Origin of the sequence: Flavobacterium flavigenum, assembly GCF_027111255.2 — a bacterium.
In the GTDB taxonomy this organism is placed as follows: Bacteria; Bacteroidota; Bacteroidia; order Flavobacteriales; family Flavobacteriaceae; genus Flavobacterium; species Flavobacterium flavigenum.
On the sequence record NZ_CP114285.2, the window covers coordinates 3499003 to 3512106 of the forward strand.

Genomic DNA, 13104 nt, shown 5'->3' on the forward strand with positions numbered 1-13104 from the left:
GATAAGCGCTTTGCTTATCAAAACTTACTATTATTTCGAAGTAAAAGTAAAAGCTTTGAACCAGGCTGTAAATATAGAAATATATTTCAGTTTTTTGTTTTATAAAGGCAAATAAGAGCAAACATTTTTTACTACAAGGTTGTAGTAATGAATTAAATAAGAAAAAAGTACCACTAAAATTGAAAATGATAAAGTGTAAGACAAATTCAGATTAAACAGTTGCATCACTATTCTTTACGATTGACAAAATTAGTCGGTAGATTCTCTTTTTATAAGATGCGTTTCGATAACCTCTGTTCTGTAATTTTCATTTTCTTCATCATCTTCATGTTCAGCTTCCAGTCTTTCAATAAGCATTTTAGCGGCTTTATTACCCATTTTTTTTCCGCTTTGACTCACCGTTGTAATACTTGGCGTTGAATATTTAGAAATAATACCGTCAGTAAAAGCAATTACAGCGAGATCTTCCGGAACTTTAAGCCCCATTTTGTTTGCTGTTTTAATAATGGTTACAGCAAAAAGCTCGTTTACGGCAAAAACAGCATCAAACGCCCTGTCATGTAAAAGCTGGCTGATCGTAATTTCGCAGGTATCTACGTCTTCAATTTTTATGATTAAATCTTCGTTAAATGGTAATCCATTATCCAATAATGCTTTTTCGTAACCATCGGTTCTCAGTTTCCCAACGCTTACATAATCAACAGTCGTGACAAGCGCTATTTTTTTTCTTCCGCTGTCAATCAGACTCTGAACCGCTTCGTATGCAGCAGCCTTATCATCAATAATTACTTTATCGCATAATATATCATTGGTGACACGATCAAACATTACAACCGGCATTCCCTGATTGATTACTTCGGTAATATGATGAAAATCGCCTTTAAATTGTGTTTCTTTCGAAAGTGACATGATAAAACCGTCAATACTTCCGTTGGCCAGCATTTCCATATTTAATACTTCTTTATCAAAAGAATCATCGGATAAACAGATTACAACACTGTAGCCGTTTTCATTAGCAACCTGCTCAATGCCGTCAATTACAGTAGAGAAAAAATAATGTACAATTTCCGGAATGATAATGCCAATACTTTTGGTTTTCCGGTTTTTTAAACTAAGGGCAATGTTGTTGGGTTTGTAATTGTAAAATTTTGCAAAAGCCTGAACTTTTAACCGGGTTTCTTCACCAATTTCAGGACTGTTCCGCAATGATTTTGAAACAGTTGAAATAGATACATCGAGCTCTTTTGCTATCTGTTTTAGGGTCACTTTTCGCTTCATGATGCTAATTTGAAAAAAATGTTATTGACAATAAAGGTATATTTAATTTCCACAAATCATAATTTTATTCCTAAAAAAACGCAATAACATATAAAGTTTTCAACACTACCACGTTTGCGTAAGCCAATAAAAAAGGACTGGCGTTGAGCATGTTAATTAATTCCTAATTTTGAAATTCGAAGTAAAATTAAAAGCTTAACTAACAATCACTAACTCAAACTAATTTAAACAAAAAGTATGAAAACAATTTCGAAAAAGTTGTTATTTTTATTCCTGCTGCTACCGTTTACTATGCTCGCTCAAAGCACTTTAAAAGGTACAGTTGTCGACAAAGCGACAGGACAGCCAATCCCGGGAGTAAATGTAAATGTACAGGGTGCTCCGGGAGGCACATCGACCGGATTTGACGGTAATTTTGAATTATCTAATGTAAGGAACGGAAACAAAATCACGATTTCTTTTATTGGATACAAAACACAAACTGTTGACTATAACGGACAAAAAACTCTAAATATTTCATTAGAAGAAGATACCAATCAGCTTAAAGAGGTAGTTGTACAGGTAGGTTACGGTACTGTTAAGAAAAAAGATGCAACGGGTGCAGTTTCGGTATTATCTGCTGCCCAGCTTAACAAAGGACCGGTTGGATCTGCAGATCAGCTTTTAGTTGGTAGAGCTGCGGGTGTCAGAATCACTTCTGATGGCGGTGCACCAGATTCTAATCCAAACATTAGAATTAGAGGAGGAAGTTCTTTATCAGGAAACAACAGTCCGCTTATAATTATTGATGGTGTGCCAATTGACAATACCAATCCTGCCGGAATCTCTAATCCACTAACCTTAATTAATCCGAATGACGTAGATACATTTGCAATTTTAAAAGACGCTTCTGCAACCGCTATTTACGGATCGAGAGCATCAAATGGTGTTATCATTATTACTACTAAAAAAGGTGTATCGGGTGCTCCTAAATTCAATTTTTCATCTAATGTAACCATTGGAAAAGTAAACAATCCTGTTGATATGCTAAGCGGAACTGAATTTACTTCTTTCATACAAAAATACCATCCTTCTTATACAAATCTACTGGGGATTCCTGATGGCTCAGGGGCAACTGATATTGCAGGTACTGCACAAATAGAAGGAAGGATATTGTATGATACCAATTGGCAGGATTTGATTTACAGACAATCTATTTCTACTGACAATAATTTCAGTGCCAGAGCGAATTTGTTTGGAAAAATTCCGTTCAGAGCTTCTGTTGGGTATGCAAAAAATGAAGGCGTTGTAAAAACGAATGATTTGGACAGATACTCTGCTTCTATTAAGCTTTCGCCGTCCCTTTTGGATAATCACTTGAAAATTGATATAAATGCTAAAGGAATTTCAGTTAAGAAAAATGCTATTGATGGAGATGCTGTTATTGGTAACGCTTTGGGTATGGATCCAACAAAACCGGCTTATGACAATAGCGCCAATAATAGATTCGGAGGATATTATCAATTACTAAATACCAATAATTCTTTAAGCGGACAGCAAAATCCTCTAGCTATTCTAAACCAGAGATCACGTCCTGAGGAAGTTCAGAAATTATTAGGAAACATCGAATTAGATTATAAAATGCCATTTTTGGAAGCTTTAAGAGCTGTAGCAAATGTAGGTATCGAAGCATCTAAAACTAAAATTGAGGAAACATATACAGATAATTCTATTCAGACTTATCAACTGGATAATTCAGCAGCAACAACGCCTCCAACGTATGTTTTTAATCCGGGCCTGAATTATTTAGAAAATCAAACCGTAACCAATAAAACATTGGACGCTTATTTTGCTTACACTAAAAATTTAGACGGATTTGTCTCAAGATTAGATGCTCAGGCAGGGTATTCGTATCAGAACTTTGTAACGGATGGTAATAAAGAAATTTACAGATACAGTACGGTTAATGGTTTAAGAGAGTTAACTCCAAACCCGTCCAACCCAAACAATAGATATTACAATGAAAGAAACTTACAGTCTTTTTTCGGAAGAGCTAATTTTGATTTAGTGAATAAGTATTTATTTACTTTGACCTTAAGAGCTGACGGTTCCTCTTTATTTAAAGAAGACAGCAGATGGGGTTATTTTCCCGCAGCAGGTTTTGCCTGGAGAATCAAGGATGAAACTTTCTTAAAAGATTCTGGAACTTTCAAAGAATTAAAATTAAGATTAGGATATGGTATAACTGGTCAGCAGGATATTACAGGTGTTGCAGGCTCTTATCCTTATAGTCCGTTATTTGGTTCTACGAGTGCTTCAAGTACATATATTCCGGGGGTAAACGGATATTTTGCAAAACCTTATAACGAAGATTTGACCTGGGAAAAAACAACAACTTATAATATAGGAGTTGATTTTGAATTATTTGAAAATAGTATCGTTACGGGTAGCATTGATGCGTATCAAAAATACACAAATGACTTGCTTTCAGTGGTTTCAGCTCCTCCGGGACAGGCATTAACAAATGAATTTGTTTCGAATGTTGGTAAGATGGAAAATAAGGGTGTCGAAGGAAACCTGAACGTTAAAGTAATAAGCAGCAACGATTTCAATTTAGCTGTAAATGGAAACATTGCTTATAACATAGGCGAAATTACGGACTTGAACAATAGAATTACCAATGTTGATAATGCATCTACGATTCCTGTTGGAACAGGTCAAAAGATCGCTTACAACACTGTTGGCGAACAACCTTATTCTGCATGGGTTTTTGAACAAATTTATGATTCGAACAACAAACCAATTCAAAATGCTTTTGTAGATAAAAACGGAGACGGGACTATTGATGATAATGACAGAAGCTATATCGCTTTAAGACCAAACTGGACTTATGGTTTTGGTTTAACAGCTAATTATAAAAAATTCGACCTGACCACTACTTTCAATGGTCAGATAGGCGGAAAAGTATATAATGCACGAAAACTTCAATCCGGTTATTTAGATAAAGCAATTCCTGTTAACTCTACGAATTTATCTAACGTTTTAGACACTGATTATGCTTTTCAGAATATTAACGGGAACATTCCTTTTTCTAATTATTATTTAGAAGATGCAAGTTTTTTACGTTGTCAGAATATTACTCTCGGGTATAATTTTGATACTATATTTAAAGGCACGGTTTTAAGATTATATGCTTCTGCCAATAACTTATTTATCGTAACAGATTACACTGGTGTAGATCCGGAAAACTTTAATGGAATTGATAATAATTTCTATCCACGATCCAGAACTTTCAGTTTAGGTCTGAATTTAGATTTTTAATAAAAAAACATATACAAATGAATCAATTTAAATTTAAAATAATAGGAGCTGCTTTTGTACTTTTTTTATTCGCTTCCTGTGTGGATGACCTGAATACAGAGCCAAAAGTAGAGTTGACTTTGGATAAGCTTTTAGAGCAGGATCCAAATGCAGTAGACGGTTTGGTTTCTAAAATTTACGGAACTTTCGCTCTTTCAGGACCAGATGGTCCAACATCTACAGATGTAGTTACAAAAGATGCCGGTGAAGCTGCATTTTTAAGAAGTATCATCAATTTGCAGGAGTTCTCTGCCGATGGTATGAAAAACCGTTGGGGTGATGATGGTCTGGATCAGTTGACAACTACAAGTAACTGGAACCCAAACAATAAATTTTTCCGATACTTGTATGACAGGGCTTACTATACAATTCCACAGGCCAGTAATCTGATTAAAATTCTGAAATCAACTTCTGTTGCAATTCCTGAAAAAGAAAACCATATAGCAGAACTTCGTTTTTTAAGAGCATTAGCCTACTATTATGTGATTGATTGTTTTGGTAAAGGAGTTATCACTACTGAAGATGATATTAACACCTCGACACCTAAAAAAGAATCAACAAGAAAAGAACTTTTTGATTTTGTTGAGTCTGAATTGAAGGATATCGAAGGCACCATTACAGCAACCAAATCGTACGGTAAAGCCGATAAACATGTGGTAAGAATGTTGTTGGCAAAATTATATTTAAATGCAGAAGTGTATTCAGGAACTCCAAGATATGATGACGCTTTAACATATACTAAAAAGGTAATTGACGAAGGTGGTTATACAATTGCCCCAAAATTTGTGAGTATTTTTTCTGGTGATAATAATACTTCTCCTGAAATTATCTACACCTTAATTGCGGATGCCGTTGTAAGTCAGGGTTACGGTAATACAACTTATATCGTAAATGGAAATTTAAGCACCGAAACTATGAATCCAAATGATTTTGGATCGACTGATAACTGGGGTGGACACAGGGCAACAAAAGCCTGGTACGGATTGTTTAATAACGGTGACTTAGCCAATTCTCCAGATGACAGGGCAAAACTGTTCTGGACAACCGGACATTCTTATGAAATGAATGACTATAAATTATGGACAGACGGTTATCCTAGTGTAAAATTCAGAAACAAAAACTTTGTTGGTACTTCTAATGCAACCAGTTTTTCTAATACCGATTTCCCTTTGTTCAGGCTGGCAGATGCCTATCTGATGTACGCGGAGTGTGTCGTTAGGGGAGCTTCTGGCGGTACCGCTCAACAAGCTTTGGATTATGTCAATGCGGTGAGAAACAGGTCAAACGCCGGAGCGATTACAGCAGGACAACTTACATTGAATTTTATCTTGGATGAAAGAGCCAGAGAACTGAATCTGGAGGGTCACAGAAGACAAGATTTGATCCGTTTTGGAAAATTTACCGGAGGATCTTATTTATGGCCGTGGAAAGGTGGGGTGAAAAATGGAACTTCGATTCCTGATACGTACAATTTATATCCTATTCCAACAAGTGCTTTACAGTCAAATTCAAATTTAACCCAAAATCCGGGTTATCCTCAATCTTAAATACGAAAAACATGAAAAATATAGTAAAAATAAGCATATTTTCGATGTTGTTTGCTACAATATTGTCCTGTAATCCGGATGACCATATAATGGTAACGCCATCAGAGGCACCTAAATTACTGACACCTGCGGCAGGGTTTAGTATTGTATTGTCGAAAGAAACTGAAAATAATGTTGCAGCAGAAGTAAAATGGGATGCTGCAAAATACACAGGTTCACAAACTGTGGTAAATTATACCATCGAGATTGCAAAAGCTGGGACTAATTTTGCTAATCCTATCACTGTAGCAACTACAACAGAGTTTTCCAAAAGTTTAAAAGTGTCAGAATTAAATCCGGCACTTGTAAATGGAGGTTTTGTTGAAAAACAAGTGAACGACGTAGAGATTCGCATAAAATCTGTGGTAGGAACATCAGGAATACCACAATATTCGAATGTCAATACATTCAAAGCAACTCCGTATCGGGTGCCATTGGCTTCCTCTCATTGGTTAGTTGGTGCAGCAACACCAGGCGGATGGTCATGGGAAGGAGATTCAGAAACTGAATTCCCATTAGTTACTGGAAAAACAAATGTTTATCAGGTAACAGTTGTCCTTAAAAACGGAGAAGCTTTTAGGGAGTTTTTAGGTAACAACTTTACAAATGACGGCAATTGGGATTCCAGCCGTAACTACACTTACTACACTGGTTTGGGTTTTACTATTGATTCAGAATTAGTAAATGCGGGTGATGGAGATGCCAATTTTAAATATACCGGGCCAACAGGACCAAGGGTTTTAACAATTGACAACGCTGCAAAAAAAATAACATTAGACTAATTTTTTAGTCTCAATATTCAAAAGGCTATCTGTAATGGTAGCCTTTTTTTATCGTACTAACCAAAACCAGCCACTCTTATGAAAAAAATCATACTTTTATTAATTCTTTTACTGACAATAAGTGTCTTTTCACAGCAACAAAACGTAACCTATTCCATAAGTCCTGCTACTTTTGAAGAGACCAATTCTATTACCATTACCATAAACGGAAGCAACATCAATGAGACCACATGGGGCATTGCCGGGACTCACGAATTGTATATGTGGGCATGGGCTTTTGATATCAATGACACTACTTCAAAGGGAACGCCAAATAACGGTTCATGGGCTGCTTCAAGCGCAGCGAGTATGTTTACGTATAATGCCGGAACAGATACTTATACCAAGACCATTACACCTGCTACTTATTACAATGCTACCGGAATTGGGAGAATCGGTTTTTTGATTAAAGCCAAAGACGGAACCGGAGACAAAAAATCGCAGGACATCTTAGCTGAAGTAGGCACTTTTCAGGTTACCCTTACTGCACCTTCAGAAAACAGCTCAGCCATTTTAACATCAGGGGCTACTTTTAATATTATGGCTGCAAACACCAATGGTGTTGCAAGTTATGTGTTAAAATCAAACGGAAATATTCTCAATACAAACCCAAGTACAGCAAGTTATTCCTTTAGCCATACTAATATTACTACGAATCAAAGTTATGAATTACTGGTAACGCAGGGAGCAACAACCATTTCAAAGAAGTTCTCGGTTATTGTAAACCCTAATACTGTTTCGGAAGCAATGCCTGCCGGTGTAGTTGATGGAATCAATTATAACACAACCGATGTTACCAAGGCAACTTTAGTTCTCGACGCACCTTTAAAAGATTTTGTTTACGTGGCCGGAAGTTTTAATAACTGGCAGCCTTCATCGGCGTATGCCATGAAAAAAGATCCGGTTTCAGGAAAATTCTGGCTGGAGTTATCTGGTTTGGTTTCAGGCGTAAGCAATTCTTATCAATATTGGGTAGGAGATGCTACACCATTGGCCAATTCGCCTGCATTGGTAAAAACGGCCGATCCCTATTCGACTTTGGTTTTATCCCCTTATGATGATGCTTCGATTCCTTCTGTAAATTATCCTAATATGCCTGCTTATCCATCAGGGCAGCAATTCGAAGTAACAGTTTTAAAAACCGGACAAACGACGTACAACTGGCAGGTAACCAATTTTACAAAACCTGAAAAAGATAAATTAGTCGTTTATGAAGTTTTGGTGCGCGATTTTGATGCTAACAGAAACTATCAAAGTCTGATTGACCGAATTGATTATTTTAAAAATTTGAAAATTAATGCAATTCAGTTAATGCCGGTAATGGAATTTGAAGGCAATGAAAGCTGGGGTTACAACACTTCTTTTCACATGGCGCTGGATAAGTTTTACGGGACTTCAGACAAATTAAAAGAACTAATCGATTTATGCCACCAAAATGGGATCGCGGTGATTCTGGATGTGGCTTTAAATCATGCTTTCGGAAGAAATCCGATGGTCAGAATGTGGATGAACGATCCTGACGGAGACGGTTTCGGCTCTCCAACTACTGAAAACCCTTATTTTAATACAGTTGTCAGACACAGTTATAGTGTTGGTGAAGATTTTAACCATCAGTCGGTTAGGACTCAGAATTATGTAAAACGTGTCATCAAACAATGGGTCGAAGAATACAAAATTGACGGCTTGCGTTGGGATTTGACCAAAGGGTTTACTCAAAATTGTACGGCTTCAGATGAAACGTGTACGAATGCTTATCAACAAGACAGAGTTGATGTTTTGAAATCATATGCTGATTATTCCTGGAACCTTGATCCTACACATTATACTATTTTCGAACACTTAGGAACCGATTTGGAAGAACAGCAATGGGCAAATTACAAAATTGCAGAATCACCAAGTAAAGGAATCATGATGTGGGGAAATATGAATAGTGCTTATAACGAACTGTCTATGGGTTACACAGGCAATATTTCAAGAATGACAAGTTCCAGCCGCGGTTTTACTTCGAATCGTTTAATGGGTTACGCAGAAAGCCATGACGAAGAGCGACTGATGTATAAAAACATTCAATACGGAAATTCATCAAATCCAGCGCATAATGTCAAAACATTAGCTACAGCTTTGTCAAGAATGTCGGCTATTGGAGCGGTTTCATTATTGGTTCCGGGACCAAAAATGATCTGGCATTTTGGAGATTTAGGCTGGGATTCATCTATTTTTACTTGTAACAATGGAACTGTGAATGATGCTTCGGTAACGATTTCAGGAGACTGTAAATTAGACACAAAACCACAGCCACAATGGACTGGAAACTGGCTTGGTAATGCCGGGCGAAGCAAAATTTATAACGATTGGTCAAAAATAATCACCATGAAAATTGCGGAGCCTGTATTTTCCGGAACAACAACCATGGCAAATACCAGTTCATTGTATCCGAACATTAAAATTACAAACTCAGCTCTATCTTCAGGACAACTTAAAGATGTGTTGATTTTTGCCAACTTTAATGTTACCACTCAAAACGTTGCTACAGGTTTCTCCTATCCGGGAACATGGTATAATTTGATGGACAATACTACAATAAATGTTACCGACGTGAATGCTGTAATGAGTATTCCACCAGGAGAATTCAGAATTTACGGGAACAAACAAGCGAGTCTGGCTATTGAAGATTTCGAAAAAGGAAACGCATTGAGTTTGTATCCAAATCCTGTTTCGAATTACTTCACATTGAATTTTACTGCTGTAAAAGTTGAAATTTATGCCATTACTGGTCAATTGGTAAAAAGCTTTACACACAATAAAAATGCAGATTTTCAATTTGGGGTAAGCGATTTAAAACCGGGCTTATATATTGTAAAAGCACTTAATGAGAATAATGAAGCAGAAGTAATAAAGTTTATTAAAGAATAAATTTTTGGTTGGTTTGGTAATGCGAAAAGGCTGTCCGTGTATCGGCAGCCTTTTGTTTTTTATATGATAGAAATTAATTCTCTTTGTCGTATTCTCCAGTTAAAGAGAAGTAGCCAAAAACCCCAAGTCCCAAAACGATCAATGGAGTCAGAATAAACAGAATGATAATTCCAAATACCAAATCCTCTTGTTGATCCGATAAAAATTTTGGAAGACCAAATTCAAAAACACAAAAATAGGCAGCAGCAATTGCTAATATGATCCACAGAATTCCTAAAGCTCTTTTTATAAAATTCATTTTCATTAGATTAAAGGTGAGCGTTTTTATTTTTATTATCGATGTAAATCATTCCAATTACAAAACAAACAGAGGCAATTACTATAGGATACCAAAGTCCGTCCAGATAGAAGTCCTGTTTTCCTGCTGCTTTTGAATGAGTCACAAAATAAGTCGAAATCGCAGGAAGCAAACCTCCGAAAATTCCGTTTCCAACATGATAAGGCAGCGACATGGAAGTATATCGAATTTTAACCGGAAACATTTCGACCAAAAAGGCTGCAATTGGCCCATAGACCATGGTAACAAATATAACCTGTATAAACACTAAGAAAATCAAATTCCACTCATCACTCGAATTGATCATCACAGATGTACTAAACTGAGTATCTTTTTTAGTCGCAAACACGGTTTTCTTTTCTATTGAAACAGTTCCATCAGTAAACTCTTTATGAGTCGTGTAAACAGAATCTTTTGCAGCCGTTAGTTCAACAGTAGTTTTCGTTTTTTCTGTAATTTCGGTTTTAAGAGCTGTATCTGTTGTGGTGTACATTGCCTTATAAATTGGTCTGTACAGCAAAATAGCAAGCAGCATTCCGCCCATCATAATATATTTTCTCCCCACTTTATCACTCAGCCATCCAAATACAATAAAAAATGGCGTTCCCAGTAAAAGTGCAATTCCCAATAAAGTATCAACCTGTGAAGAATCTATGTTCATGACCGTTTTCATGAAACTCATGGCGTAAAATTGTCCGGTATACCAGACAACGCCCTGTCCCATTGTGGCACCAAATAAAGCAAGCAATACAAACTTTAAATTGTAGCGGTTTCCAAAACTTTCTTTTAGCGGACTGGCGCTTGTAGTTCCTTCTTTTTTTGCTTTCGCGAATTCAGGAGACTCGTCCATATTTTTTCGGATGAGGTAAGAAACGCCAACCATGACAATCGAAACCCAAAACGGAACGCGCCATCCCCAAATATCAAAATCTTCAGCTGAAAGGACGGTTTTTGTCGCCAGAATTACCATCAGTGAAATAAATAATCCCACTGTTGCGGTGGTCTGGATCCAAGAAGTCCAATAACCGCGCTGGCCCTTAGGAGCATGTTCTGCAACATAGGTTGCTGCTCCGCCATATTCTCCGCCTAAAGCAAGTCCTTGGAGTAAACGTAAAATCAAAACTAATAAAGGTGCTAAAAAACCAATTGTTTCATAACTCGGAATACAGCCTATTAAAAAAGTTGAACCACCCATTAATAACAGGGTAGCCATAAAAGTATATTTACGGCCAATAATATCTCCAAGTCTCCCAAAAAATAAAGCTCCAAAAGGACGAACCACAAATCCTGCAGCAAAAGTCGCTAATGTTGACAGAAATGCTGCGGTAGGATTGTCACTGGGAAAAAATTTAGTTGAAATTACAACGGCTAAACTTCCAAAAATATAAAAATCATACCATTCAATCATAGTTCCCATAGAAGAGGCCGAAATCACTTTCCAAATGCCTTTTGTAGATGTATTACTCATAAAATGCAAATAATGTAATTGATAATAAATAAATAATTAAAATATTTTTTTACGAATATAAAAGATATTTATTTATTCGACTGATACTTTTTTAACAAAAGCAGATTAATTGTTTATTTTACATTTTTAAACAATGAGAAAGTTGTGGTAAATGAAAAGAAAATGTTGACCGTAAATGAGGCAAAGAACATAAAGGTTCATAAAAGTTGTAATGAGCATTATAAACCTTTGATGCACTGTGCGGTTTTAGAATTAATCAGAGGGCTAGAAATATGGAATATTTTCTTAGCTCTATGTTTAATCACCTTATTTTAGGAGATATTTTTTAAAAACCTTAAAAGTCCTATCTCTTTTTTAATCATTTTAATCAAAAGCAATCCGAAAAACAGTAAAAAACCAAACCCACTCACTAGTATATAAAGATAAAACCCAGCGGAAAAACTTTCTTTAAAAACAGGCAAGAGGAGCGCAAAACCTGCAATGTATATCAGATAAACTACCGGTGTAAAAACATAATGAATTCTTTTTCTCCATTCATAAAACTGTTCTGCCAGCTTACTATATTCAATCAAAGAAACATCTGATTTCAGGTTCTTTAATTTTTCCATACTAACCCACTCTAAAATTATACGGAATATAAGCATCGTAATCATAATGCTTAATCCTAAACTAAATAACGTTTGTTTATAAGCACTTGCCCAAACATAATAAAAGATTAATATCATTGAGGTAACGCTTAAAATTACTCTGGTCCAAAAATGATTGCGTTTAATTTTTTTGGTATATTCCTCTGCTTTTTTAACAATATCAGCGACTGCTGGTTTTGAATCTGGACCGGTTTGCTGGTTCCAAATAGTCTGTAAGTCTTCAAATGTTTTCATTTTGTACGCATTGAGTTAAACTTTTTTTAATTCGATGAATTCTAACGCGAAGTGCTTCCTCGGTTATACCAATTACCTCTGCTATTTCAGAATATTCTACGCTGTCTAAAGTCATTAGAATTATCATTTTATTTGTTTCTTCAAGTTTTTGTATGCACTGATACATTTGTTGAAGTTGTTCTTCTTTTTCATTCGAATACGATTCTGAAACAACCTGAGGCTGAATGTGAGTCCTGATTTCTTTTTTCGAAGATGATTTCCGCAAGTAAAGGAGACAGGTATTTACAGTGATTCTGTAAATCCAAGTACTAACGCTTGATTCATTACGGAAAGTGTCTAACTTCTCCCATATCTTAATGAAGATTTCCTGAGTCGCATCCGAAGCCAGTTCTGCATCTCCACAAAAATAACCTTTGCACAAACGAAACACCTTCGGATAATGGCTGTTGTATATCTTGTTAAATTGTTCTTTGGTGCTCAC

At 36.1% G+C, this 13104-nt stretch carries 9 protein-coding genes; 4 read left to right on the top strand and 5 right to left on the bottom strand.

Going from position 1 to position 13104, the window contains the following annotated elements; genetic code table 11:
- Positions 1-249: 249 nt before the first annotated feature.
- Positions 250-1278 (bottom strand): LacI family DNA-binding transcriptional regulator, encoded by a 1029-nt coding sequence (locus tag OZP09_RS14460; RefSeq protein ID WP_278011962.1) that lies wholly within the window; start codon positions 1276-1278, stop codon positions 250-252.
- A 237-nt stretch (positions 1279-1515) separates the two neighbouring features.
- Between OZP09_RS14460 and OZP09_RS14465 the strand changes: the two genes are divergently transcribed.
- The 4 genes from OZP09_RS14465 (at position 1516) to OZP09_RS14480 (ending at position 9937) form a co-directional block, all read left to right on the top strand.
- Positions 1516-4578, top strand: coding sequence for a SusC/RagA family TonB-linked outer membrane protein (locus tag OZP09_RS14465; protein WP_281309572.1), 3063 nt, complete (start codon positions 1516-1518; stop codon positions 4576-4578).
- Positions 4579-4595: 17 nt separating this feature from the next.
- Positions 4596-6164: a RagB/SusD family nutrient uptake outer membrane protein gene (locus OZP09_RS14470; RefSeq protein WP_281309573.1), complete on the top strand. Its 1569-nt coding sequence runs from the start codon at positions 4596-4598 to the stop codon at positions 6162-6164.
- Positions 6165-6175: 11 nt separating this feature from the next.
- Complete coding sequence (locus OZP09_RS14475) at positions 6176-6985, top strand: SusE domain-containing protein (protein WP_281309574.1); 810 nt, start codon at positions 6176-6178, stop codon at positions 6983-6985.
- A gap of 78 nt (positions 6986-7063) precedes the next feature.
- On the top strand, positions 7064-9937 hold the full coding sequence (locus OZP09_RS14480) for an alpha-amylase family glycosyl hydrolase (protein ID WP_269234444.1): 2874 nt from the start codon (positions 7064-7066) through the stop codon (positions 9935-9937).
- Positions 9938-10010: 73 nt separating this feature from the next.
- Here the strand turns inward: OZP09_RS14480 and OZP09_RS14485 are convergent, their stop codons facing one another.
- The 4 genes from OZP09_RS14485 to OZP09_RS14500 form a co-directional block, all read right to left on the bottom strand.
- The gene (locus OZP09_RS14485; RefSeq protein ID WP_025572750.1) at positions 10011-10235 is read right to left on the bottom strand and encodes a DUF6814 family protein; all 225 of its coding nucleotides are present in this window, start codon (positions 10233-10235) and stop codon (positions 10011-10013) included.
- A 10-nt stretch (positions 10236-10245) separates the two neighbouring features.
- Positions 10246-11742, bottom strand: a complete 1497-nt coding sequence (locus OZP09_RS14490) for an MFS transporter (protein WP_269234445.1) — start codon at positions 11740-11742, stop codon at positions 10246-10248.
- 311 nt (positions 11743-12053) lie between these two features.
- Entirely contained in the window at positions 12054-12623 is a 570-nt protein-coding gene (locus OZP09_RS14495) for a hypothetical protein (RefSeq protein ID WP_269234446.1), read from the bottom strand.
- Positions 12610-13104, bottom strand: coding sequence for an RNA polymerase sigma factor (locus tag OZP09_RS14500; RefSeq protein WP_269234447.1), 495 nt, complete (start codon positions 13102-13104; stop codon positions 12610-12612). Before OZP09_RS14500 ends, OZP09_RS14495 begins: the two co-directional genes overlap by 14 nt.

Coding starts and splice junctions, on each gene's coding strand:
- OZP09_RS14465 (WP_281309572.1), top strand. CDS start 1,516: ATGAAAACAATTTCGAAAAAGTTGTTATTTTTATTCCTGCTGCTACCG.
- OZP09_RS14460 (WP_278011962.1), bottom strand. CDS start 1,278: ATGAAGCGAAAAGTGACCCTAAAACAGATAGCAAAAGAGCTCGATGTA.
- OZP09_RS14470 (WP_281309573.1), top strand. CDS start 4,596: ATGAATCAATTTAAATTTAAAATAATAGGAGCTGCTTTTGTACTTTTT.
- OZP09_RS14490 (WP_269234445.1), bottom strand. CDS start 11,742: ATGAGTAATACATCTACAAAAGGCATTTGGAAAGTGATTTCGGCCTCT.
- OZP09_RS14480 (WP_269234444.1), top strand. CDS start 7,064: ATGAAAAAAATCATACTTTTATTAATTCTTTTACTGACAATAAGTGTC.
- OZP09_RS14485 (WP_025572750.1), bottom strand. CDS start 10,235: ATGAATTTTATAAAAAGAGCTTTAGGAATTCTGTGGATCATATTAGCA.
- OZP09_RS14475 (WP_281309574.1), top strand. CDS start 6,176: ATGAAAAATATAGTAAAAATAAGCATATTTTCGATGTTGTTTGCTACA.
- OZP09_RS14495 (WP_269234446.1), bottom strand. CDS start 12,623: ATGAAAACATTTGAAGACTTACAGACTATTTGGAACCAGCAAACCGGT.